The sequence below is a fragment of the Aeromonas sp. s6 genome (genome assembly GCF_040907815.1).
GTDB classification, from domain to species: Bacteria; Pseudomonadota; Gammaproteobacteria; order Enterobacterales; family Aeromonadaceae; genus Aeromonas; species Aeromonas caviae.
Map to the genome: position 1 here is coordinate 128,081 of NZ_JBFOCN010000121.1, position 24,596 is coordinate 152,676.

The window sequence follows — 24,596 nt, forward strand, 5'->3', positions numbered from 1 at the left end:
AAGTGACGCAAGCCCGGTTGGCCGAATGGCATCAGCGCCTTCTGACCGACTGGGCGCAAACAAGAGAGGAGCTGATCCGTCAGCTCAAGGCCTGTCGACAAGATGACTGGGCACAGAAGGTGGAGCGCTGCGAGCGAGATCAACTGGTTGATCTGACCAGCCGTCTCGATCTGCCCGGGGTGGAACACAGCGTGGCACGCCTCAAGCGGCTCGACGCGGCGCTCTGCCAGATGGATCTGGGGCTCTATGGCTTCTGCTCCGATTGTGAGGAGCCGCTGCTCCCTGAACAGCTGGAACAGGATCCGACCCTGCAACGCTGCCCGCGCTGCGAGGCCCGCTACCGCAAGGGGTTCCACGCTCACGAACTCTGATGGGGGCACCCTTTGTGCCCGCCATTTTCCTCCTCCCCCCCTTCTCGCTTCCCAACATGACCAACCCCCTGGCGCGACGATCCCGGCAACCCCGGGGGCAGCCGCACAGGCATGAAAAAGGGGAGTCATGGACTCCCCTTCTCGTACTGCGTACTCGTCACTGGGCCAGCAGGTGGCCTACCAGCTCATGACGCCACCCTTGCAGCAGCATGGGCTTGTCCGCCCTGGCCCGCTCCTCGGCACTCATGCGCCAGCTCCAGGTGAAGTACTGGTGGATGATCTTCTTGCTCGCCACCAGCTCCGGCGGAATGTTGCTGGCCTTGGCCTTCTCCTCCACCATGGCCTTGATGCGCTTGAGCTCGGCCTTGTACTGGGGGAAGTCCACCAGACGGCGGATGGGATCGGGCCAGCTCGCAGGGTCGCTCTGCTGGGCGGCGGCGACGATGTCCAGCATCCGCTTGCCGTGGATCTTGATCTCGATGGGCGAGAGGCCCAGCTCGTTGAGATCCCGAAGGGAAGCGGCACGACGCTCCGCCACCTTGAACAGGTGCAGCTCTTTCACCACGAAGTTGAGGGCGAGATCCCGGCGTACCGCTTCCTGCTGGCGCCAGGCGGCCAGCTCGCGCAGGATGGCCAGCTCGCGGCGACCCAGTTGCCAGGCGTTGACTATCTCGAGGTAGGCCTGACGGGGATCGCTGCCCTGGGTCTTGCGGGCGGAGTGGTTCTGGCACTCCTGCTCGAACCAGGGGAACTTGCCGCTCTCGCGCAGTCTGGCCATCACCTTCTCGTAGAGGGGCATGAGGTAGAAGACATCCGCCGCGGCATATTCCAGCTGACGAGGGGTAAGGGGGCGCGCCAGCCAGTCGGTACGGGCCTGATCCTTCTCAAGCTCGACCCCGAGGAATTCGTTGACCAGGGCGCCAAACCCCACCGACACGCCATGGCCCAGGAAGGCTGCCGCCAGCTGGGTATCGTGCATCTGGTTGGGCAGGTGACCCGCCTGATGCTGGATGAGCTCCAGATCCTCACCGGAGGCGTGCAGGATGGCAATCTGTCCGGCCCGACCGAGGCGCTGCCACAAACCGGAGAGATCCAGGGTCAGGGGATCGAGCAGGGCAAGCTGCTTGCCATCGTAGATCTGGAACAGACCGAGCTGGGGATAGTAGGTACGGGTGCGAACGAATTCGGTATCGATGGCCAGGGGAACGTCGGCCAGAGAAGCGAGATACTGATCCAGTTCGGCTTGCTGTGAAATGAGTTGATATTGCATCGTTGCCTGCACGTTGGTCGGATCCAGAAAGAAAAAACCGTGGATGTCCCACGGTTTTGCATAACGACAGCGCTGGACTGCAAAGCAGTGCATGCCGGTTACTGCTTGGCAATCTCCTCGTCGCGCAGTACGCGGCGCAGGATCTTGCCCACGTTGGTCTTGGGAAGTTCGTCGCGAAATTCTACCAGTTTCGGCACCTTATAGGCAGTCAGATGTTTGCGGCAGTGGGCAATTATCTCCTCTTCCGCCAGCTTTGCATCTTTCTTGACCACGAAGATCTTCACCTGTTCGCCGGACACCGGATTGGGTACGCCGACGGCGGCCACCTCCAGCACCTTGGGATGCAGGGCCACCACGTCTTCTATCTCGTTCGGGTAGACGTTGAAGCCGGAGACCAGGATCATGTCCTTCTTGCGATCGACGATCTTGAAGAAACCCTGCTCGTCGCATACCGCGATGTCGCCGGTGCAGAGCCAGCCATCCTGCATCACCTCGGCGGTCGCCTCCGGGCGCTGCCAGTAGCCGGTCATCACCTGAGGACCGCGCACCTGCATCTCGCCGGGGGCACCCCGTTCGGTGACCTGGTTACCCTCGTCATCCACCAGACGGATCTCGGTGGAGCAGACCGGCAGACCGATGGAGCCGTTGTAATCCACCAGATCATAGGGGCAGACGCTCACCAGGGGCGAGCACTCGGTCAGGCCATAGCCCTCCAGCAGCGGGGTGCCGGTCAGCCCCTTCCACTGCTCGGCCACCGCCCGTTGCACCGCCATGCCGCCACCGATGGTGAGCTTGAGCTTGGCAAAATCCATGCCCTTGAACTCGTCGTTGTTGACCAGGGCGTTGAACAGGGTGTTCACCCCGGTGATGCAGGTGAAAGGATACTTCTTGATCTCTTTGACAAAACCCGGGATGTCGCGGGGGTTGCTGATGAGCAGGTTGTAGCCCCCCAGACGCATGAACAGCAGGCAGTTTACCGTCAGGGCGAAGACGTGATAGAGCGGCAGCGCCGTGACCACGAACTCCTTGCCGCGCTCCAGCACGGGGCCATAGACACCGAGGCACTGCTCAACGTTGGCGATCATGTTGCGATGAGTCAGCATGGCCCCCTTGGAGAGGCCGGTGGTCCCGCCGGTGTATTGCAGGAAGGCGATGTCCTGGTTGCTGATCTCGGGTTTGATGTACTGCAGGTAGCGCCCCTTGGCGAGGGCCTGGCGCATGGTGCTGGCATGGGGCAGGTTGTACTTGGGCACCAGCTTCTTGACGTATTTGACCACGAAGTTGACCAGGGTCCCCTTGGCCAGCCCCAGGTTGTCACCCATCCGGGTCAGGATCACGTGCTTGACCGGAGTGTCATACACCACTTTTTCCAGGGTGTGGGCAAAGTTGGAGACGATGACGATGGCCTTGGCGCCGGAGTCTTTCAACTGATGCTCCAGCTCGCGCGGGGTATAGAGGGGGTTGACGTTCACCACCGTCATGCCGGCCCGCAGGATGCCGAATACCGCGATGGGGTATTGCAGCAGGTTCGGCATCATCACGGCCAACCTGTCCCCCTTGCCGAGCTTCAGCTCGTTTTGCAGGTAGGCGGCGAAGGCTCGGGACTGCTCCTCCAGCCGGCGGTAGGTAATGGTCTGCCCCATGTTGACGAAGGCGGGTTGATCGGCGAACTGGTTCACCGACTCTTCAAACATCTCGACCAGAGAGCCGTATTGGTCTGGATTGATCTCGGCGGGCACCCCTTCTGGATAACGCTTCAGCCAGACTCTTTCCACGAACTTCTCCTGCATAACTCGCACCTGTGCGCTCACTGTGTTGCCTCCGTCCCTGTCACATCCATTTCAATCAGTTGTTTTAAGTTCATGCTCTAATGCCGCACATATTTACATAAGGCAACATCAATTAACAGTGAATTAACAACGGGAAATGTGAAGGAGAAAGCAAACCTGACATGATTCAAAGCCGCTGATCCTACCGGATTTGAGCGAAGTTTTCGATATAAACGGCGGTTTCTGATGAATTTTCCATATGAAAATGATGGCCTCCTGCCACTGTCACCCGTTCAATGTGGCCAAAGGCCGCCTCCCGCAACTGCCACTGTGCCAGGAGCCCGGGGAAGCCCTGCTCTCCCCGGATAAAGAGCACCGGACAGGCGATGGCCCGGATCAGGGCCTGGGCCTGCCCCTCGCTCATGCGAAGGGGCGAGAGATCGCGAAGACGGGGATCACTGCGCCAATACCAGCGCCCTGCCCGCGCCTCCAGCTGCCGCTCGCAGATAAGGCGTGCCGCACTCGGGGGGATGTCCGCCACCTTGCAGCGGGCAGCCACGGCCTCTTCGAGGGTGGCAAATCCACTGGTTGCACGCTCACGGGTACGAGTGCGGTTGAGGATGGCGCGACGCAGATGCCCCGGTACCTCCTCGTCAGGCTGGCTCAAGGGGCCGAGCCCCTCCAGCAGAATGAGCCGCTCGATTTGCTCGGGAAAAACGCCGGCATAGGCAGAGGCAATCAGCGCCCCCAGGGAGTGACCAAGCAGGATGAAACGCTGCCAGCCCGCGGCCTGGGTGATCTGGTAGAGATCATCCAGCCAGTCCACGAAGACATAGGGAGTCGACTTGTGATCGGAGTGACCATGGCCCGGCAGATCGACGCAGACCAGATGAAACGCCCACAGCCAGGGGGCCAGAGGCAAAAAGCTGGCGCCGTTGTCGAGCCAGCCATGGAGGGCCACCAGCAGCGGTCTGTCCTCCTGACCATTGTCCAGCAGGGCGATGTGCCGCCCGTCCGCCAGGCGCAGCCTGCGCTCCTGCAATGTCGCCGTCATCCGGGCTCCTCAGCGGCGCAGGGGTCGTCTGGGCCAGAAGGGATCATAGAAAGGATCGTAAAAGTAGGGATCCATGTAGCGGATCTCCACCTCCTTCACCGGTGGCCACAGCTTGCTCCCCGTCACCTTGAGTACCGAGAAGCGATACTTGTGCTCGCCAATCTGGCTGTCCACCGGCTTGTCGAGGGTGCCGAGCACCGTCAGGCTGCGACCCTTGGCATAGAGGGTCGGGTCGACAAACCCCTGCATGATGGCGAGAAAACGACCGGGGCTCTGCTCGGTCTGCTCCGGCACCCCGTTGGACTTGAGGGGCAGATAGACCACCTCGATGACACTCTGATCCGCCTTGTTGTGGACCGCCGAGATGACACCGCTCCAGCGGGCCGGCTTGCCTTCCATCCCCTGCAGGGCGGGTTGATAGGCCACCAGCTGATCCGCAGGCTCATAGGCAAGCTCTTTGGGCACCGTGCTGCAACCGCCCAGCAGCAGCCCCACCAATCCCAGCATGATCACGGATTTTCTCATTCGTCTCTCCATCATCGTCCGATAAAGCAGCCCGGGGCAGCCGTTGCCGCCTATTCGCGACCCGGCAGTTTCTTCCAGGTCACCTTGTCACGCAGATAGACAGGGGTGGCTTGCTCAACCGGCACCGCCTCACCCGCAAACCAGGCCTGGCATGCCAGAGGCAGCATATCGGCGGCCGCCGGGAAACGCACCTGGCTTGGCATCAGCACATCTGCCAGGCCGCCCAGGGTCTCGCCATAGGTTTCAAAACCGGTGCCAACGCAGCTCACCGCGCCAGTCAGCTTGTCACGGGCCTGCACCAGTGCGGCTGGCTCGCTCACCACCTCCTCGCCCACCAGCGTCATCACCCCGTCCACCAAGGCGTAGTGGCCGAAATAGACCTCGTTCATGCGCGCATCGATGGCGGCAAGCACCTGCTCGGCCCCTTCCAGCTTATGGGCCCCCTGGGCCATGGCTGCCAGGGTGGAGACACCGATCATCGGCACGCCGGCACCAAAGGCGAGCCCCTGAGCCACGCTGATCCCGATCCGTACCCCGGTGAAGGATCCTGGCCCACGGCCGAAGGCGATGGCGTCGAGCTCATCCAACGATAGACCGGCTTCATCCAACAGAGCCTGAACCATGGGCAGGATCTTGCGGGTATGGTCACGGGGCGCCTCTTCCCAGCGGGAAAAGAGGGTGTCACCCACCAAGAGGGCTGCGGAGCAGGCTTCGGTGGCGGTATCCACGGCCAGGATCTTCAACTCATCCATTCTTTTTATTCTCTTCACATCAGTCAGTTAAATCGTCAGCATGGCCAAGGCCTGCCGTCATGCATGGCCGGGTGCAATCAGCCCCGGCGCGGCGGACTCACTCCCGTGGTCCGAAAAATTCTCCCAGGGTCGCCAGCTCCCGGGTCCGTGGAATGGCAGGCAGGCTCTTGATGAAGGTGGCGCCATAGGGCTTGTTGACCACCCGAGGATCACAAATAACCAGTACACCGTGATCACTGCGATCACGGATGAGCCGCCCCACCCCCTGCTTGAGGGCAATCACCGCCTTGGGCAACTGCAGCTCGGCAAAGGGATCTCCCCCCTTTAGCTTGCAATCCTCCACCCGTGCCTTGAGCTGGGGATCGTCCGGGCTCGCAAAGGGCAGCTTGTCGATGATAACACAGGACAATGCCGCCCCCCGCACGTCTATCCCCTCCCAGAAACTGCTGGTGGCCACCAGCACGGCCCGACCGTTCTCCACGAAGGTCTTGAGCAGCCGCAGCTTGTTGTCTTCCCCTTGCAGCAGGACGGTGCGGCCGATCTCCCGGCGCAGCACCTCGGCCACCTGGCGCATCACCTGATGGCTGGTGCAGAGGAAGAAGCACCCCCCCGGCGTCTTGTTGATGAGGGGGATCATCAGGGTCGCCAGCTGCTCCCCGCGCCCGAAGGCATTGGGCTCTGGCAAGAAACGGGGTACGCACAGGCGCGCTTGCTCGGCGTAATCGAACGGACTGTCGAGAATGAGTTCGGCGCTGCCGGCCAGCCCCATCTCGGCGACGAAGTGGGCGAAGCGATTGTCCACCGTCAAGGTGGCCGAGGTGAAGACCCAGGCCACCTCGGGGCGCTGCACCTCGGCACCGAAGCGCTCGGCGACCGACAGCGGCGTCAGATTGAGGGTAAAGTGCAGACGCGAACAGTCATACCAGTAGGAGAAACCGGTCTGGTTGACCGCCAGCACCTCCCCAAGGCGGGTGCGCAGCTCGCTGATGCGCTCGAAACAGTGATCCAGCTGCTCCCCTCGCCCGAGCGCCAGTTTCAGCACTTCATAACAGAGCCCGATGGCATCGTTGAGGCGGGCCAGCGCCTGGGCCCAGAGGGATTGTCTCAGCAGATCCCGGGTGTTGCCGCGCCCCCCCTCCACGCCGAAGGCAAGGCGCAGATCCTGACTGGCAATGGCGAGCCTGTCCGCCGCCTTGCCAAGCTGGGCCATGTCATGAGCCTCTGCCCGGTAGGCAAGCTGGATATCCTGCGCCAAATCCTGGATGGTGCGGCTGCCCACGGACTTGCCGAAGTAGTGGCTGGCGATCTCGGGCAGCTGGTGCGCCTCGTCGAATACATAGACCTGCGCCTCGGGCACCAGCTCGCCAAAGCCGGTGTCTTTGACCGCCATGTCGGCGAAAAAGAGGTGGTGGTTGATCACCACCACCTGGGCGTCCATGGCACGGCGCCGGGCGATGACCAGGTGACAATCATCGTAATAGGGGCAGTCGCGACCCAGGCAGTTGTCGTTGGTGCTGGTGACGTGGGCAAGGATCTCGGCGTTCTCCTGTAGCCCCGGGATATCCCCCACATCGCCGTTGTCGGTAGCGGTCGACCAGGATTTGACCTTCACGAGATCGCTCAGGACCTCGGGCTTTTGCAGATGGGATTCACTCAACAGCCGGTTCATCCGCTCGATGCAGAGGTAATTGCTGCGCCCCTTGAGCAGTGCCACCGGCGGGGTGTAGTGAAGCGCCCCCGTGATGGTGGGCAGATCCCGATAGAAGAGCTGCTCCTGCAGATTCTTGGACCCGGTGCTGATCACCACCCGCTTGCCGGATTCCAGCGCAGGCACCAGATAGGCATAGGTTTTGCCAGTGCCCGTTCCAGCCTCCACCAGCAAACGGCCACCTTGCTTGATGGCGCGGGACACCGCCTCGGCCATCTCCAGTTGCGGGGCACGGGCCTTGAAGCCGTCAATATGGCGGGCCAGGGGGCCGTCTGGCTTGAACAGGGTCTGGATGATGGTCAAAGGCATGTCCCGTTGCAAAAGCGGGCATTATGCCAAAAGCGCGGAAAAAGCGGGACTGATAATGCGTTCAGACGAAGAGATCAATCCGGTGGTCCGGATCCGGTTTGTGATCATCATCCTGTACCGCTGGTTGATCAGGCTTTGGCGGCTGCTCTCTCTGCTGGTGATGCTGGCCACCGCCGCCATTGTCGGTGCCTATCTTGCGCAGCTGATGTTTCTGGCTGATCTGGGTCACCTCCCGCTTGATGTCATCCGGGCTCGGTGTCGAGGGTGCACGGGGCAGGATGGGAAATAACAGGTCCTGGCTGGGCATGATGTCGCCTCCTTTGGCATCTCATTGTCTAGTTATCGACCAGAAAACCGTTTTCTCAACTTTAATCGTCCTGATCACATTTTTCGGTTGCATTTTCTGTCAAGGCAGGTAGTTTAAATCGGGCGTCAACAACGGCATCTGATTTGTAAAGGATTGATTACATCATGAAGTTCACCACCCTGAAGACTCATCATCACCATCATCATCCCGAATAGTCTTTCAGGAGGTTGACTGCTGGAAGACACTTAACTGGTGACTTCCAAAAGGACCGCAAGATTCATAAACCCTCGGAAGCACATACTTCCGAGGGTTTTTTCGTTTTTGACTAAAAGGAAATCGAGCAATGGAAACACAACGTCTGCGCATCGCCATGCAAAAATCCGGTCGTCTGAGCCAGGATTCCCAGGCCCTCTTCAAGAGCTGCGGCCTCAAGATCAACCTGCGGGAACAGCGCCTCATCGCCCATGTCGAGAACATGCCCATCGACATTCTGCGAGTGCGTGATGACGACATCCCGGGTCTGGTGATGGAAGGGGTGGTCGATCTTGGCATCATCGGCGAGAACGTTCTCGAAGAGGTGCAGCTCATTCGCGCAGCCCAGGGGCAGCCCTTTGCGGTGAAGACCCTCAAGCAGCTCGACTTCGGCGGCTGCCGCCTCTCTCTGGCGGTGCCGGACGATGTCAACTACACAGGACCCGAGAGCCTGGCCGACAAGCGCATCGCCACCTCCTACCCCGGTCTGCTCAAGCGCTTCTTCGACGAGAAGGGCCTGGGCTTCAAGAGCGTGATGCTGGGTGGCTCGGTGGAAGTGGCCCCCCGCGCGGGTCTGGCCGATGCCATCTGCGATCTGGTCTCCACCGGCGCGACCCTGGAAGCCAACGGCCTGAAAGAGGTCGAGGTGATCTACCGCTCCAAGGCCGTCCTGGTGCAGGCTCCCAACCCCCTGAACGATGCCAAGCAGAAACTCATCGACAAGCTGCTGCCCCGCATCCAGGGGATGCAGCAGGCGCGCGAAAGCAAATACATCATGCTGCACGCCCCCAAAGACAAGCTCGATGCCATCACCGATCTGCTGCCGGGGGCGGAGCGTCCCACCATCATGCAGCTCGCCGGTGACACCAACCAGGTGGCCCTGCACGTCGTCTCCAGCGAAACCCTGTTCTGGGAGACCATGGAACAGCTCAAGGCCCTGGGTGCCAGCTCCATCCTGGTGCTGCCCATTGAAAAGATGATGGAATAAGCCGAGATGATGGAATAAGGAAGACACATCATGCAGACCCTGATCTGGAAGACCCTCTCCCCCGCCCGGCAAGCCGAGGTCCTGACCCGGCCCGCCCTTGGCGACGAAGCCGACATCGGTACCGTGGTGCGAGACATCATTGCCGCGGTACGTAGCCGGGGCGATGAGGCCCTGCGCGAGCTGAGCCAGCGTTTCGAACGCGCGCCCCGCGAACAGCTTCGGGTGAGCGACGCGGAAGTGGATGCCGCCTGCGCTCGACTCGGTGATGACATCAAGGGTGCCATCGAGGCCGCCATCGCCAATATCCGTACCTTCCACGCCGCCCAGGTACAGCCCGTCGTCCGAGTCGAAACCCAGCCCGGGGTACTGTGCGAGCTGCGCACCCAACCCATCAGCCGGGTCGGCCTCTATGTCCCGGGAGGCAGCGCGCCGCTCCCCTCCACCGTGATGATGCTGGCCATTCCGGCAAGCCTGGCCGGTTGCCGTGAGGTGGTGCTCTGTACCCCGTCTCCGGCGAGCGACGAGATCCTGTTTGCCGCCCGCGCCTGTGGCGTCCGTCAGGTGTTCGCCATCGGCGGCGCCCAGGCCATCGCGGCCATGGCCTATGGCACGCAAACCATCCCCAAGGTGGACAAGATCTTCGGCCCGGGCAACGCCTATGTGACCGAAGCCAAGGGCCAGGTTTCCCGTGACTGGCGGGGCGCCGCCATCGACATGCCAGCCGGCCCCTCCGAGGTGCTGGTGATCGCAGACGAGAGCGCCAACCCGGCCTTCGTGGCATCGGATCTGCTCTCCCAGGCCGAGCACGGCCCCGACAGCCAGGTGGTGCTGGTCACCACCTCCGCTTCCCTGGCCGATGCCATCGGCAGCGAGATCCAGGCGCAACTCGCCGACCTCAGCCGCCGCGACATCGCCGAGCAAGCCCTGAAGGCAAGCCTGGTGATCCTCTGCGACAACCTGGAGGAGGCCTGCGCCATCTCCAACGCCTATGCACCGGAACACCTCATCGTGCAGACCCGGGCCCCCCGGGATCTGCTGGACAAGCTCGAGAACGCGGGCTCCATCTTCCTCGGGGCATGGACACCGGAGTCGGTCGGTGATTACGCCAGCGGCACCAACCACACCCTGCCCACCTACGGCTATGCCCGCACCTGCTCGAGCTTGGGGCTTGCCGACTATCAGCGCCGCTACACGGTTCAAGAGCTCACTGCAGACGGCATTCGCGGCCTTGGCCCCATCGTCCAGCGCATCGCCCAGGCCGAGGGGCTCGATGCCCACAAGCATGCCGTCACCCTCAGGTTGAACGCCCTGGCCGCCGAGCCCCAACAAACAGCACAGCAGAAGGATTTGTCATGAGCATCGTCAATCTGGCCCGTCGCGTTGTGCGGGCTCTCACTCCCTACCAGTCCGCGCGCCGCATCGGCGGCCAGGGCCACGTCTGGCTCAATGCCAACGAGGCACCGCTAGCCTACCCCTTCACCGTCGAGGGGAGTCGCCTCAACCGCTATCCCGAGTGCCAGCCGGCCGAGGTGGTAAACGGCTATGCCGCCTACGCCGGGGTCAATCCGGATCAGGTGCTGGTAAGCCGCGGTGCCGACGAGGCCATCGAGCTGCTGATCCGCACCTTCTGCGAGGCAGGGGAAGATCAGATCCTCATCTGCCCCCCCACCTACGGCATGTACGCCATCAGCGCCGAGACCTGTGGCGTGGGGATTGTCGAGCAGCCATTGACCGCCAGCCGTCAGCCGGACTGGCCCGCCATCGCCGATCGCCTCTCTGACGTGAAGCTGGTGTTCCTCTGCTCCCCCAACAATCCCACCGGGGATCTGGTGGGCCGCAAGGGACTCGTCGCCCTGCTGGAGAAGGCCCGGGACCGCGCCATCATCGTCGTGGACGAGGCCTACATCGAGTTCTGCCCGGAGGCCTCCGTGGTGGACCTGCTCGCCCAATACCCGAACCTGGTGGTGACCCGCACCCTCTCCAAGGCCTTCGCCCTGGCAGGGATCCGCTGCGGCTTTACTTTGGGGGATCCAGAGGTGATTGCCATGCTGGCCAAGGTGATCGCGCCCTACCCCATTCCCGACCCCATCGCCCAGATTGCCGCCCAGGCGCTCTCTCCCATGGGGCTGGAATTGATGCAGGAGCGGGTGCAGGAGCTCAACAAGCAGAAGGCGCTCATCAAGGCGGAGCTGCTTCGTCTGTCCTGCGTCAAGGAAGTGTTCGAGGACAAAGGCAACTTCGTGCTGGTGCGCTTCAAAGATGGCGCCGCCGTGTTCGCCGCCATGAAGGCCGCCGGCATCATCTTGCGTGATTTCTCCAGCAAGCCTGGCCTTGACAACAGCATCCGCATCACCATCGGCTATCAGGGCGAAATGGACGCCGTGCTCGCCGTGCTGCGTGACCTGCCCCCACCCTCTCTGTAAGACAAGCAAGGATGTAGCGATGAAAACCCCGTTTTTGTTTATCGACCGTGACGGCACCCTGATCGAGGAGCCGGTCACCGACAAGCAGGTGGACAGCCTTGCGAAGCTGCGCTTCGAGCCCATGGTGATACCTGTGCTGCGTGAGCTCCAGGCCGCCGGCTACGTGCTGGTGATGGTGACCAACCAGGATGGGCTCGGCACCGCCAGCCTGCCCCTTGAACACTTCCAGCCGCCCCACGACCTGATGATGCACCTCTTCGAATCCCAGGGCGTCACTTGGGAGCAAGTGCTGATCTGTCCCCACTTCCCCACCGACGGTTGCAGCTGCCGCAAGCCTCACCTTGGGCTGGTGAAGGAGTATCTCGCCTCGGGCCGCATCGACTTTGCCAACTCCTTCGTGATTGGCGACAGACAGACCGACATCCAGCTTGCCGAGAACATGGGCATCCGCGGCATACGCTACCACCCGCAAGATCACGGCTGGAATGCCATTCGTGATCAGCTGCTCTCCAAGGGGCGCGTGGCCGAGGTGGAGCGCTACACCAAGGAGACCCGCATCCAGGTGGCGGTGGATCTCGACAAGAGCGGTGGCAACCAGATCGCCACCGGCATCGGCTTCTTCGATCACATGCTGGATCAGATAGCGACCCACGCGGGCTTTCGCCTCAAGCTCAAAGTGTGCGGCGATCTGCACATCGACGATCACCACACGGTGGAAGATGTGGGATTGGCACTGGGTCAAGCCCTGCGCCAGGCCCTTGGCAACAAGCGCGGCATCGGCCGCTTCGGCTTCGTGCTGGCGATGGACGAGGTGCAGGCGGTGATCGACGGGCGTCCCCGCCAGGAGGCTGACAGCACCTCGCTGACCGAGCTGGACGTGGCCACTGCGCTGGATCTGAGCGGCCGTCCCTACTTCGTGTTCGACTGCCCGAGCGGCTTTGGTCGCGACAGCGTGGGAGAGATGGCCACCGAGATGGTGCCCCACTTCTTCCGCTCCCTCTCTGACGCCATGGCCATCACCTTGCAGATGAAGGTGGGCAGCGGCAACACCCACCATCAGGTGGAGGCGCTGTTCAAAGGCTTTGGCCGCGCCCTGCGCCAGGCCATTCGCGTGGAAGGGAGCGAGCTTCCCTCCAGCAAGGGGGTGCTGTGATGGGGAAACAGAACCTGGTCATCATCGACACCGGCTGCGCCAACCTCGCCTCGGTGCGCATGGCGTTCGAGCGCCTCGGCGTGCAGCCCAGGGTGAGCTGCAAGGCCACCGACATCGAGCAGGCGGACAAACTGATCCTGCCCGGCGTCGGCACCGCCATCGCCGCCATGAAGAACCTCAATGAGCGGGAACTGGTGCCCCTCATTCGCGCCGCCAAGCAGCCGCTGCTCGGTTTTTGCCTCGGCATGCAGATGCTGGCACAGGCCTCGGAAGAGAACATGAGCGCCGATGGCAGCGAAGGAGCGCTCATCGACTGCCTCGGCATCGTGCCTGGCAGGATCCGCCTGATGGAGGTGGGCAACCTGCGCCTGCCCCACATGGGCTGGAACCAGATTGAACACGACGAGACCCACCCGCTACTCAAAGGCATTCCCAGCGGCAGCTACTTCTACTTTGTCCACTCCTATGCGCTGGAGGTGACCGACGCGACCCTGGCGACCTGCGGCTACGGCCTGCCCTTTACCGCCATCGTCGGGCGGGACAACTTCTTTGGCGCCCAATTCCACCCGGAGCGATCCGGCCCGGCCGGTGCCCGCCTACTGCAAAACTTTCTGGAGCTATGACAGGCATGATTATTCCCGCAATCGACCTTATCAACGGTCAGGTCGTGCGCCTCTATCAGGGCGACTACGGCCAGAAAACCGCCTACAGCGACAACCCGCAGGCCCGCTTCGATGACTATGTCAGCCAGGGGGCGGCGCAGCTGCACCTGGTGGATCTGGACGGCGCCAAGGATGCCAAGGCCCGCCAGTTGGCCCTCATCGCCCAGCTGCTGTCCGCCACCGAGGCACCGGTGCAGGTCGGCGGCGGCGTGCGCAGCGAACAGGATGTGGCCGACTTGCTGGCGGCCGGCGCCAGCCGGGTGGTGATCGGTTCCACCGCCGTCAAATCCCCGGATCTGGTGGCCAGCTGGATGGAGAAATATGGCCCCGAGCGCATCGTGCTGGCCCTGGATGTCAACATCGATGAACAGGGCAACCGCCACATCGCAGTGGCTGGCTGGCAGGAGAACAGCGGCATCTCCATCGAGGCGCTGATCGAGCGCTTCCTCCCCGCCGGACTTAAACACGTGCTCTGCACCGACATCAGCCGGGACGGTACCCTGGCGGGCACCAACGTCGAACTCTACCGGGATCTCTGTGCCCGCTACCCGAACGTCGGCTTCCAGGCGTCCGGCGGTATCGGCGGTCTGGCGGATATCGAGGCGCTCAAGGGAACTGGCGTCAAGGGGATCATCCTCGGCCGTGCCCTGCTGGAGGGCAAGTTTGACGTGGCAGAAGCCATTCGCTGCTGGGGTGACGGCCGCGCTGCGTGACGCGCCCCTTTCTGGCATCAGACAGCCTGCCCATCCGGGCAGGCCTCTTTCTCCCCGATGGGGGCGAATCTTATGATTTGGCAGCAATTGGCTCTATACTCGACCTCACAGGGATAGCGTCATGGAAGACATATGTTGACACCTCACAACGCCACCATCCTGATCGTCGACGACTCCCCCGAAAATCTGATGGTACTGACCGAATTGCTTTCGCCTCATTACCGCGTGCTGGCTGCACAGAGCGGGGAAAAATGCCTGCGCATCGTCAGCGCGGATCCAAAGCCTGACCTCATCCTGCTGGATGTGATGATGCCCGGCATGGATGGTTATGAAGTGCTCAGGCAATTACGTCAGTCCCCGATCAGCAGCCGTATTCCCGTCGTTCTGCTCACCGCCCTCGCCGACCCCCAAAGCGAGGAGTTCGGCCTCTCCCTCGGCGCCGCCGACTACATCACCAAGCCCATCAAGCCGGTGGTCGTTCAGGCCCGGGTGCGCACCCAGCTGGAGGCCAAGCAGGCCCGTGACGGCCTGCAAAACCAGAATGCGGCGCTGGAAGCCGAGGTCGCGCGGCGAATGGCGGAAAACGACCTGATCCAGCAGGTCTCCATCCGCGCCCTCGCCCATCTGGCGGAGATCCGCGACCCCGAAACCGGCAACCATATCCTGCGCACCCAGGGCTATGTGCGTCTGCTGGCGAGCGCCCTGGCTGATCACCCCCGTTTCGCCGATACCCTGACCCCGGGTTACATCGACCTGCTGAGCCGATCCGCACCGCTTCATGATATCGGCAAGGTGGGCATTCCCGACCACATCCTGCTCAAACCGGGCAAGCTGACCCCGGAGGAGTGGCAGATCATGCGCACCCACGCCAAGCTCGGCAGCGATGCCATCGAGGAGGCCGAACAGGACATGGAGCAGCCCCTGGCCTTCCTCACCCTGGCCAAGGAGATCGCCCACTGGCACCACGAGAAGTGGGATGGCAGCGGCTACCCGGACGGCTTGCAAGGGGACGCCATCCCCCTCTCGGCTCGCCTGATGGCGCTGGCAGACGTGTTTGACGCCCTCATCTGCGCCAGGGTCTACAAGCCGGCCATGAGCTACGACGAGGCTCGCGCCCTCATCCTCTCCGGCAGCGGCCACCATTTCGATCCCGATGTCGTGACCGCCTTCGATCGCCATTTCGACGCGTTCGTCACCATTGCCGAACGCTACCAGGATGGCAGCGAGGCCGTGGATGGCTGAGGCTCCTCTGACCCGGGCACATGTGCTCAACGTCGTGCTCACCTATGCCGCCGTGGCAAGCCTGTGGATCCTGCTCTCCGACAAGGCGGTGGAGTGGCTGTTCAGCACCCCTGCCCAGTTCGCCATGGCAAGCACCATCAAGGGCTGGCTCTTCATCCTCATCACGGCCCTCATGCTTTATGCCATGCTGCGTCGTCGCATCAGCCAGCCAGCGGTGACGCCCGCCCTCTCCCGGCGTCAGTGGATCCCCTTCCTGCTGCTCAACGGGCTCATCCTGGCCCTGACCGCCATGGCCATCGCCCGCAACATCGAACTGACCCGGGACACGGAAGTGGCCCGTCTCGAAGCCATCGCCGATCTCAAAAGCCGGCGCATCACCGAATGGCTCGACAACCGCGATCAGGATGTCCGCCAGATCATCGAGAGCCCGCGTTATGGTGCCCTGCCTCCTGATGGGCTGACGGCAAAGACACAGTGGCTGACACAACTGCAGGACGTCCTCTCGCTGCGTGGATTCCAGGGGGCGACCCTGCTTGATCCTGCCGGCCATATCCTGTGGCAGACCCCGGGGGCTGGCCCCGTGAATAGTCCCCTGCAGGCCGCCCTTTCCCGGGTTGAGGCAGGCAAGGTGCTCAGAGTGGCCCCCTATGTCGATGGAAAGGGATACGCCAGACTGGATTTTCTGGCTCCCCTCGGCCCGTCAGGCCACGGGACCACCGTCCTCGCGCTGCACATCATCGGTACTGACTGGGCCGATCGCATCCTTCGTACCTGGCCCATCCCAGACAGCAGCGGAGAAGCCATTCTGTTTCGCCAGCAGGGGGATCAGGTCCACTATCTGAGTAGCCTGCGCTATCGCCCGGAACCGGCTCTCACCCTGCACTATCCCGTCACCCACCCCACCCTGCTGGCAGCCCAGTATTTGCGGCTCGCCGAACGCGGCACGCCCCAGGTGCTTTATGGCCAGGATTACCGGGGCAGCGAGGTCTTCGGGGTTGTCTATCCGGTCATGAACACGGACTGGTACCTGCTGGCCAAGATCGACAAGGCGGAACTCTACCAGGCCACCTTCAAGGAGAGCGTCTGGATCGGTCTCATCGGCCTGCTGGTGCTCTTTGTCACCAACGCCGGCATCATCCTGCTGCGCCAGCACACCCGGCTGCAGATGGCCGAGCAGCTTCAGCACTCCCAGTCCCAGCGGCTGGAGGCGTTGCAACTGCTCTCCGCCATCGCCGACAGCTCGGAAGACGCCATCTTCGCCAAGAACAAGGAGGGCAGATACATCCTCTTCAACCGGGCCGCCAGCCAGTTTGTCGGCAAGCCGGTTGACGAGGTGCTGGGCCAGGATGATCTGACGCTCTTCCCGCCGCAGCAGGCGCAGATGCTGATGGCATCCGGGCGCCAGGTCATAGAGCGCAACCGGGTGCAGACCGAGGAGGAGTACCTGACCCTGCCCGATGGCGAGCATGTGTTTCTCGCAACCAAAGGCCCCTTGCAAGACAGCGAGGGGCAGGTGATCGGGATCTTCGGCATCTCTCGGGACATCACGGACTTCAAACGGGCCGAGGCCGACTTGCGAGAGCGCGAGGGGCTGTTCCGTGCCCTGGTGGAGCAATCCCTTGCCGGGATCTACATCATCCAGCAGGGTCGGCTCTGCTACATCAACCCCTGTTTTGCCCGACTGTTTGGCTATGACACCCCGGGGGCGCTGATCGCCGTTGGCCAGTTACACGCCCTTGCCGCTCCCAAGGACAGCACCAGGGTCGCCGAGCTGGTGCACGCGTGCGAGCAGGACGCGCGCGATATCCACACCCGCTTCAGTGCCCTGCATCAGCACGGGGAATCCCTGGAGGTCGAGCTGTACGGGCGGCGCGTCGACTACCTCGGCCAGCCCGCCATCATCGGCATTCTGCTCGATGTCACCGAACGGGAGCAGGTTGAACAGGCCCTGACCCGCCAGGCCAGCGAGCTGCGCCAGCAGAACCATGAGCTGGAGCGGTTCAACAAGGTGATGGTGGACAGGGAGCTCGCCATGCTGGCCCTCAAGCACCAGATCAACGGGCTCTCCCGTCAGCTCGGAGTGCCGCCCCCCTATCCCCAGGCCCCCATGCCACCGGAGGATCTCCCATGATGAGCTGGTCACCCCTGTGGCATGTGCGCCCCTCTACCCAGCGCTGGGGGATCTCCCTGCTGGCCGTGCTGCTGCCCGTTCTGATGTTGCAAATCCGTGTCCAGCTGCCCATCGCCTTTGGTGAGCGACCGCTGCTGGTTCTCTTCATGCTGCCCATCATCGTCTGCGCCCTGTTGGGGGGCTTGTTGCCTGGTCTGCTCTGCACCCTGATCACCGCCCTGGTCACCAGCTATTTCATCCTCCCCCCCATCTATTCACTGAGTGTCGAGGCTGGCCAGGATCTGGTGCAATGGTGCCTGCTCATCGCCAACGGTCTGCTCATCAGCGTGCTCAGTGCCGCCTTTCATCGCGCCCGGGCCAGAGAGGTCCTGCGCTGGCAGGAGCTGATGAACACCCAGAACCAGTTGCAGCAGAGCGAGAACCGCTTCCAGGTCACCTTCGAACAGGCAGCGGTCGGCATCGCCCTGGTCTCCCCCGATGGACACTGGCTGCGTGTCAATCAGCGGCTGTGCCACATCCTGGGCTACCGGGCCGACGAGCTCACCGGGATGACGTTCCAGCAGTTGACCCACCCGGACGATCTCTACCTCGATGAGGCCCATGTGGCCCGGATGCTGGCGGGAACTATCCCCCACTACACCCTGGAGAAGCGCTACCTGCACAAGGGGGGCGAGATCATCTGGACCACTCTGACGGTGGCCCTGGTGCGCGACGCCGAAGGCAATCCCGACTACTTCATCTCCATCATCGAGGACAACCGGCAGAACAAGGAGACCGAGGAGGCGCTGCGCCGCAATGAAGCCATACTGCGCGAGTCCCAGCGTCTCGCCAAGATAGGGAACTGGCGCTGGCGCGTGGCCGATGACAGCCACTTCTGGTCACCGGAGATCTATCGCATCTATGGCCGGGATCCGGCCCTCCCCCCCGCCGTCTATCCCGAGGTCAGAAAATACTTCACCCAGGAGGGGTGGCACACGGTGGCCCAGGCCGTCGAGCGCTGCAGGATGGACGGGCAGCCCTACGAGTGCGATGCCGAAGTGATCACGGAGCAGGGGGAGACCGCCTGGGTCATTGCCCGCGGGGCGGCGCTCAGGGACAGGGATGGCACCATACTCGAGCTCTACGGCACTGTGCAGGACATCACGGAGCGCAAGCTCGCGGAGCAGCGCCTGCAACACAATCAGCAGATGGCGCTCGATACCCAGCGTCGTGCTCGCCTCGCAGCCCTGAACCTGATGGACGACGCCATCAGTGCACGGGTGCGCGCCGAAACCGTCAGCAGCGCCCTGCGCGAGAGCGAACAGCGCCTGCTGATGGCCCAGGAAGGAGCCCATGTCGGCATCTGGGAATGGGACATGGTCAGCAACCGCCTCTTCTTCTCGCCGGAATGCGCCCGCCTCTATGGCCGCAGTGCCGAGGCGCTCGGCGAGCTGGCCGCCTGGCAAGCCTGCCTGCATCCGGATGACAGGCCCCGCATCGAGCAGTTGCTGGCGGAGCGGGCGGTCAGCGGCGCCCCCGTCGAGCTGGAGTTCAGGATCCTGCTGCCAGATGGCGGCATCCGCTGGCTGGTGAGCAAAGGGAGTGTCTACCGGGACGCCCAGCAGCGGCCCGTGCGCCTCCTTGGCATCCATCTGGACATCACCCAGAGCAAGCTGGCCGAGCAGCAGTTGCGCCAGTTGTCCCTGGCCCTCGAACAGAGCCCTGACGGCGTCTTCATCACCGACACCCGGGCGCGCATCGAATACGTCAACCCCGCCTTCCTCGCCGCCAGCGGTTACCAGCAGCACGAGGTGATAGGCCGGACCCCGTCCCTGCTGCGCTCTGGCCTCACCCCGGATGCCAGCTATGTCGCCCTGTGGGATGCCATCAACCACGGCCAGCGCTGGCATGGCGAATTCATCAACCAGCGCAAGGATGGCTCCCACTACCAGGTGCTGGCCACGGTGTCGCCGATCCGCCAGGAGAGCGGCGAAATCACCCACTACGTCACGGTCCAGGCCGACATCACCGAGAAGAAGCAGCTCGGCGAGGAGCTGGACCAGTATCGCTACCACCTGGAGGAGATGGTCAACGAGCGCACCCGGCAGCTGGCCCAGGCCCACCAGCGGGCCGAAAGCGCCAACCACGCCAAGAGCGCCTTCCTTGCCAATATGAGCCACGAGATCCGCACCCCCATGAACGCCATCCTGGGGCTCACCTATCTGCTCAAGCGCGACACCCGGGATCCCACCGACCTCGAACGGCTGACCAAGATAGACACTGCCGCCCAGCACCTGCTCAGCATCCTCAACGACATCCTGGATCTCTCCAAGATAGATGCGGGCAAGATGACGCTGGATCTGACCGATTTCTCCCTCACCGCCATGCTGGACAACGTCCGCACCCTGATGAGCGACCAGGCCAGGGCCAAGGGGCTCACCATAGTGACGGACATCGGCGATACCCCCGCCTGGGTGCACGGCGACATCACCCGCCTGCGCCAGGCCCTGCTCAACTATGCGGCCAACGCCATCAAGTTCACCGAGCAAGGAACCGTCACCCTGCGCGTCAAGCTGGCCCGCCCCCTCACCACCGGCTACCTGCTGCGCTTCGAGGTGGAAGACACCGGCATCGGCATCACCCCTGCACAGCGCGAGAAGCTGTTCCAGGCGTTCGAACAGGCGGATGTCTCCACCACTCGCAGATATGGCGGCACTGGCCTTGGCCTTGCAATCACCAGCCGGATCGCCGCCCTGATGGGGGGGGAGGTCGGAGTCACTAGCGAGCCTGGCCAGGGAAGCTGCTTCTGGTTTACCGCCAGGCTGTTCAAGGCAAAGGAGGACGCCCCTTCCCGGACCCCGTCCGAGCAGGGGAACCAACAGTCCTTCAGCTTCCCTCGCCACGCCCGAGTCCTGCTGGTGGAAGACAACGCCATCAACCGGGAAGTGGTGCTCGAGCTCCTGTGCCACAGCGGCCTCGTCATCGAGACGGCCGTCAACGGCCAGGAGGCCCTGACCCGCGTCAGCCAGCACCCCTTCGACCTCATCCTGATGGACATACAGATGCCGGTGATGGATGGCTACAGCGCCACCCGCGCCATCCGGGCCCTGCCCGGCATGGACAGGCTGCCCATTCTGGCGCTCACCGCCAGCGCCTTCGAGGAGGACAGAAAGGCGAGCGCATCGGCCGGCATGAACGATTTCATTGCCAAGCCCGTCACCCCCGCCAAGCTCTTTGACGCCCTGCAGCGCTGGTTGCCCCAGGGCAAGGTCCCCGAGCTTGCCCCTGACGACAGCACTCGTCATCCCGTGACAGACTCCCTTGCCCGCCTGCAGGCACACCCGGGCCTGGATCTCGACCAGGGGCTGGCGACCCTCAACGGCAATCAGGAGAAATACCTGGCCCTGCTTCGCTACTTCATCCATGAGCATGGCCAGGACATGGCGCGGCTGCACCACCACTTGCAGGCCGGGGAGCACAGCGATGCAACCCGCATGGCCCACAGCCTGCGCGGCGTGGCGAGCACCCTGGGGGCGCGTGAGCTGTCGCGCCACTGCCTCGCCCTGGAGCAGGCCATCGCGGGCGGCAACACTGAGCCCACCGGACTCATGTCATCCATCGATGAAGAGATCGCCGCCCTTTGCGCTCTGCTCGGGGACGATCTCGCCGCACCGACCACCGATCTGGTGCCCCTGGGGGATCAGTGGCGCCAGCAACTGCTGGCCCAGATGGAAGCCCTGCTGGTGCAAAGCGACACTGCCGTGATCCCCCTCTACGAGCAGTATGCCGGTCCCCTTCGCCTCATGCTGGGGTCTCGGAGCGACACCCTGACCAGGCAACTGAAGGCGTTTGATTTTGATGCCGCCCTGCTCACCCTGCGCCAGCATATGGCAACGGACGAGACCCACCCGGACGATCGGGCTCCCCTCCCCGAGGCGCCAGCCTGCCATCCGGGGCAGGTGAAGGGCGACAAAGGGTTGAATCACTGAATAAAGTCATGCATATAGTGGGGTGCCCAGAGGTGACGAGACGGCCTGCCGGGCCTGTCGTTTCCCCCGTCAGGGGCCCCCGTTCAAGGCATGCCAATCCTGTTCCCGTCCGCCGCCCGGGCCAACGCCGGCGGCAGAACGACGTTTCTTTAACCGTGCTTTACATGGAGCAATGAGCATGTTGTCAAAGCGTATTATCCCCTGTCTCGACGTCAAAGATGGCGTGGTGGTCAAGGGCGTGCAGTTTCGCAACCACGAGGTGATGGGCGGCATTGTCGACCTCGCCCGCCGCTACGCCGCCGAGGGCGCCGATGAGCTGGTCTTCTATGACATCACCGCCTCGAGCGACGAACGGGTAGTGGACAAGAGCTGGGTAAGCCGGGTGGCGGAAGTCATCGACATCCCCTTCTGCGTCGCCGGCGGCATCAAAAGCGTGGAGGATGCCCGCCAGATCCTGGAATTCGGTGCCGACAAGGTCTCCATCAACTCCCCCGCCCTGGCCGATCCCACCCTGATCACCCGGCTCGCCGAGCGCTTCGGCGTGCAATGCGTTGTGGTGGGTATCGACTCCTACTTCGATTCCGCCCTCGGTCAATATCAGGTCAAACAGTTTACCGGCGACGAGAGCCGCACCCGCACCACCAGCTGGACCACCCTGGAGTGGGTCAAGGAGGTGCAACAACGCGGCGCCGGCGAAATCGTGCTGAACGTGATGAACCAGGACGGCATGCGCCAGGGCTACGACCTTGAGCAGCTCAAGCTGGTGCGCGCCGTGTGTAAGGTGCCCCTCATCGCCTCCGGCGGCGCCGGGGCCATGGAGCACTTTCGCGATGCTTTTACCCTGGCCGACGTGGACGGGGCGCTGGCCGCCTCCGTGTTCCACAAGGGCCTCATTCCCATTCCCGAATTGAAACGCTGGCTGAAAAACGAAGGAGTCGCCATCCGTGAATAATCAAGCAGTAGACAATGCATTGCCCCTGGCCGAGCGCCTGGACTGGGCCAAGTGTGAGGGCATGATCCCCGCCATCGTCCAGCATTCCCTCAGCGGCGAAGTGCTGATGCAGGGCTTCATGACCCGCGAGGCGCTGGAAAAGACCCAGACCACCGGCCAGGTCACCTTCTTCAGCCGCAGCAAGCAGCGCCTGTGGACCAAGGGCGAGAGCTCGGGCCATGTGCTCAAGCTCGTCGCCATCACCACCGACTGCGATCAGGACTCCCTGCTCATTGCCGCCGACCCGGTCGGCCCCACCTGCCATCTGGGCAACCCCTCCTGCTTCGACGGCCACCCCGTGCCGCCGCTCGGCTTCCTGGCCGAGCTCGAACAGATCCTGGCATCACGCAAAGGGGCAGATCCCGCCACCAGCTACACCGCCAGCCTCTATGGCAAAGGCACCAAGCGCATCGCCCAGAAGGTGGGTGAAGAGGGGGTGGAAGTGGCCCTGGCCGCCATGGCGAAAGACAGAGAAGAGCTCATCAACGAATCCGCTGACCTGCTCTACCACCTGACCGTCTTGCTGCAAAACGAAGGGCTGGGGCTGAAGGATGTGGTGCAGCGCCTGCATGAGCGCCACACCAAGTGATCTGATAATAAAGCCGGGATTTCCCGGCTTTATTTAGTCAAGGTGTACTGCCAGCTCTACTAAATTCTTATACGTTGCTAAACGTCGTTCTAATTGTGACAACTCTTTTTCGGCCAAAAGCGAATTTTCCTCCACTGTCAATTTTTTCATACGATTAGAACAATCTCTCGTTAACGAAATAAATCGATAGGAATATCCATCATCAGAAATAGAATTCAACATGCTATCATACGACATAGCCAAGATAATTCTCAAAGACACTAAGAACTCCCCATCTTCAAATGGGTTTAGATATCGTTCATTAGCATTTACGAAATAACGACCTATCGTGCTTCCTGGTTTTATAAAGCATGGGAAGTGTTGCTCCCCATACTCATTGACCAGAACCTGACTCTTATACACAAGTAGCGTCCTGAACGGAACCTTTCCCGTTTTCCAGGATCTGATCTTCTATGTGACTCCCAACATAGTAACGATCATGATAACTTCTGCTCTTCATCGTACGGCTGACTGGGCCAAATCTGTTTTCTCTTCGGCGGCGCTGGGTGATCCTCGCCGTACCACCCGTCTGGTTAACGTCGCCGCTCAATTGGCAAAATATTCTGGAAAATCAATAACCATCTCATCCGAGGGCAGTGAAGCCATGCAGGAAGGCGCTTACCGATTTATCCGCAATCCCAACGTTTCTGCCGAGGCGATCAGAAAGGCTGGCGCGATGCAAACGGTCAAGTTGGCTCAGAAGTTTCCCGAACTGCTGGCCATTGAGGACACCACCTCTTTGAGTTATCGCCACCAGGTCGCCGAAGAGCTTGGGAAGCTGGGCTCTATTCAGGATAAATCCCGCGGATGGTGGGTTCACTCCGTGCTCTTGCTCGAGGCCACCACATTCCGCACCGTAGGATTACTGCATCAGGAGTGGTGGATGCGCCCGGATGACCCTGCCGATGCGGATGAAAAGGAGAGTGGCAAATGGCTGGCTGCGGCCGCAACTAGCCGGTTACGCATGGGCAGCATGATGAGCAACGTGATTGCGGTCTGTGACCGCGAAGCCGATATCCATGCTTATCTGCAGGACAAACTGGCGCATAACGAGCGCTTCGTGGTGCGCTCCAAGCACCCACGCAAGGACGTAGAGTCTGGGTTGTATCTGTACGACCATCTGAAGAACCAACCGGAGTTGGGTGGCTATCAGATCAGTATTCCGCAAAAGGGCGTGGTGGATAAACGCGGTAAACGTAAAAATCGACCAGCCCGCAAGGCGAGCTTGAGCCTGCGCAGTGGGCGCATCACGCTAAAACAGGGGAATATCACGCTCAACGCGGTGCTGGCCGAGGAGATTAACCCGCCCAAGGGTGAGACCCCGTTGAAATGGTTGTTGCTGACCAGCGAACCGGTCGAGTCGCTAGCCCAAGCCTTGCG

The 24,596-nt window shown here is 62.3% G+C and carries 21 protein-coding genes and 1 other annotated feature; of the genes, 13 read left to right on the forward strand and 8 right to left on the reverse strand.

Annotated features, from left to right (window positions below; genetic code table 11):
* Positions 1-2: 2 nt before the first annotated feature.
* A complete protein-coding gene (locus AB5Y50_RS18935; RefSeq protein ID WP_039039175.1) occupies positions 3-371 on the forward strand; it encodes a TraR/DksA C4-type zinc finger protein in 369 nt (122 codons plus the stop codon).
* Between the two features lie 157 nt (positions 372-528).
* On the opposite strand, the gene rnd is transcribed toward AB5Y50_RS18935, so the two are convergent.
* The 7 genes from rnd to AB5Y50_RS18970 all read right to left on the reverse strand — a co-directional run bounded on the left by rnd (position 529) and on the right by AB5Y50_RS18970 (position 8,065).
* A complete protein-coding gene (rnd, locus tag AB5Y50_RS18940) occupies positions 529-1,641 on the reverse strand; it encodes a ribonuclease D (protein WP_029314517.1) in 1,113 nt (370 codons plus the stop codon).
* Between the two features lie 98 nt (positions 1,642-1,739).
* Positions 1,740-3,416, reverse strand: a complete 1,677-nt coding sequence (gene fadD / locus AB5Y50_RS18945) for a long-chain-fatty-acid--CoA ligase FadD (RefSeq protein WP_143237509.1) — start codon at positions 3,414-3,416, stop codon at positions 1,740-1,742.
* A gap of 196 nt (positions 3,417-3,612) precedes the next feature.
* Positions 3,613-4,464, reverse strand: coding sequence for an alpha/beta fold hydrolase (locus AB5Y50_RS18950; RefSeq protein ID WP_104452918.1), 852 nt, complete (start codon positions 4,462-4,464; stop codon positions 3,613-3,615).
* A gap of 9 nt (positions 4,465-4,473) precedes the next feature.
* Positions 4,474-4,989 (reverse strand): Slp family lipoprotein, encoded by a 516-nt coding sequence (locus AB5Y50_RS18955; RefSeq protein ID WP_039039136.1) that lies wholly within the window; start codon positions 4,987-4,989, stop codon positions 4,474-4,476.
* A gap of 50 nt (positions 4,990-5,039) precedes the next feature.
* Positions 5,040-5,741 carry a tRNA (adenosine(37)-N6)-threonylcarbamoyltransferase complex dimerization subunit type 1 TsaB gene (gene tsaB / locus AB5Y50_RS18960; RefSeq protein ID WP_041211402.1) on the reverse strand — a complete coding sequence of 234 codons (702 nt, stop codon included), beginning with the start codon at positions 5,739-5,741 and terminating at the stop codon, positions 5,040-5,042.
* Between the two features lie 97 nt (positions 5,742-5,838).
* Positions 5,839-7,758 carry an ATP-dependent DNA helicase gene (locus AB5Y50_RS18965; RefSeq protein ID WP_182721845.1) on the reverse strand — a complete coding sequence of 640 codons (1,920 nt, stop codon included), beginning with the start codon at positions 7,756-7,758 and terminating at the stop codon, positions 5,839-5,841.
* 61 nt (positions 7,759-7,819) lie between these two features.
* Complete coding sequence (locus AB5Y50_RS18970) at positions 7,820-8,065, reverse strand: hypothetical protein (protein ID WP_010674695.1); 246 nt, start codon at positions 8,063-8,065, stop codon at positions 7,820-7,822.
* Positions 8,066-8,255: 190 nt separating this feature from the next.
* Positions 8,256-8,380: a sequence feature (His leader region), on the forward strand.
* Between the two features lie 28 nt (positions 8,381-8,408).
* Between AB5Y50_RS18970 and hisG the strand changes: the two genes are divergently transcribed.
* The 11 genes from hisG (at position 8,409) to hisIE (ending at position 23,177) form a co-directional block, all read left to right on the forward strand.
* Positions 8,409-9,305, forward strand: coding sequence for an ATP phosphoribosyltransferase (gene hisG / locus AB5Y50_RS18975; protein ID WP_041211400.1), 897 nt, complete (start codon positions 8,409-8,411; stop codon positions 9,303-9,305).
* Between the two features lie 30 nt (positions 9,306-9,335).
* Positions 9,336-10,661 carry a histidinol dehydrogenase gene (gene hisD, locus AB5Y50_RS18980; RefSeq protein WP_041211399.1) on the forward strand — a complete coding sequence of 442 codons (1,326 nt, stop codon included), beginning with the start codon at positions 9,336-9,338 and terminating at the stop codon, positions 10,659-10,661.
* Positions 10,658-11,728, forward strand: coding sequence for a histidinol-phosphate transaminase (gene hisC / locus AB5Y50_RS18985; protein WP_069651239.1), 1,071 nt, complete (start codon positions 10,658-10,660; stop codon positions 11,726-11,728). The genes hisD and hisC overlap by 4 nt, the downstream gene beginning before the upstream one ends.
* A gap of 19 nt (positions 11,729-11,747) precedes the next feature.
* Positions 11,748-12,881, forward strand: coding sequence for a bifunctional histidinol-phosphatase/imidazoleglycerol-phosphate dehydratase HisB (hisB, locus tag AB5Y50_RS18990; RefSeq protein ID WP_368163200.1), 1,134 nt, complete (start codon positions 11,748-11,750; stop codon positions 12,879-12,881).
* A complete protein-coding gene (gene hisH, locus AB5Y50_RS18995) occupies positions 12,881-13,504 on the forward strand; it encodes an imidazole glycerol phosphate synthase subunit HisH (protein WP_143237506.1) in 624 nt (207 codons plus the stop codon). The genes hisB and hisH overlap by 1 nt, the downstream gene beginning before the upstream one ends.
* Positions 13,505-13,509: 5 nt before the next feature.
* Positions 13,510-14,256 (forward strand): 1-(5-phosphoribosyl)-5-[(5-phosphoribosylamino)methylideneamino]imidazole-4-carboxamide isomerase, encoded by a 747-nt coding sequence (hisA, locus tag AB5Y50_RS19000; RefSeq protein ID WP_143237505.1) that lies wholly within the window; start codon positions 13,510-13,512, stop codon positions 14,254-14,256.
* Positions 14,257-14,388: 132 nt separating this feature from the next.
* Positions 14,389-15,498, forward strand: a complete 1,110-nt coding sequence (locus AB5Y50_RS19005) for a two-component system response regulator (RefSeq protein ID WP_010674688.1) — start codon at positions 14,389-14,391, stop codon at positions 15,496-15,498.
* Positions 15,491-17,629: a PAS domain S-box protein gene (locus tag AB5Y50_RS19010; protein ID WP_113978458.1), complete on the forward strand. Its 2,139-nt coding sequence runs from the start codon at positions 15,491-15,493 to the stop codon at positions 17,627-17,629. Before AB5Y50_RS19005 ends, AB5Y50_RS19010 begins: the two co-directional genes overlap by 8 nt.
* Complete coding sequence (locus AB5Y50_RS19015) at positions 17,626-21,597, forward strand: PAS domain S-box protein (protein WP_368163203.1); 3,972 nt, start codon at positions 17,626-17,628, stop codon at positions 21,595-21,597. Before AB5Y50_RS19010 ends, AB5Y50_RS19015 begins: the two co-directional genes overlap by 4 nt.
* Before the next feature lie 178 nt (positions 21,598-21,775).
* The gene (gene hisF / locus AB5Y50_RS19020) at positions 21,776-22,549 is read left to right on the forward strand and encodes an imidazole glycerol phosphate synthase subunit HisF (RefSeq protein WP_319882534.1); all 774 of its coding nucleotides are present in this window, start codon (positions 21,776-21,778) and stop codon (positions 22,547-22,549) included.
* Positions 22,542-23,177 carry a bifunctional phosphoribosyl-AMP cyclohydrolase/phosphoribosyl-ATP diphosphatase HisIE gene (hisIE, locus tag AB5Y50_RS19025; protein WP_029314506.1) on the forward strand — a complete coding sequence of 212 codons (636 nt, stop codon included), beginning with the start codon at positions 22,542-22,544 and terminating at the stop codon, positions 23,175-23,177. Before hisF ends, hisIE begins: the two co-directional genes overlap by 8 nt.
* A 33-nt stretch (positions 23,178-23,210) precedes the next feature.
* On the opposite strand, the gene AB5Y50_RS19030 is transcribed toward hisIE, so the two are convergent.
* Entirely contained in the window at positions 23,211-23,579 is a 369-nt protein-coding gene (locus AB5Y50_RS19030) for a hypothetical protein (RefSeq protein WP_368163205.1), read from the reverse strand.
* 76 nt (positions 23,580-23,655) lie between these two features.
* Here AB5Y50_RS19030 and AB5Y50_RS19035 point away from each other — a divergent pair.
* Positions 23,656-24,596, forward strand: a 941-nt coding sequence (locus AB5Y50_RS19035) for an IS4-like element IS50R family transposase (RefSeq protein ID WP_368162397.1), incomplete at its 3' end; no start/stop codon positions are given.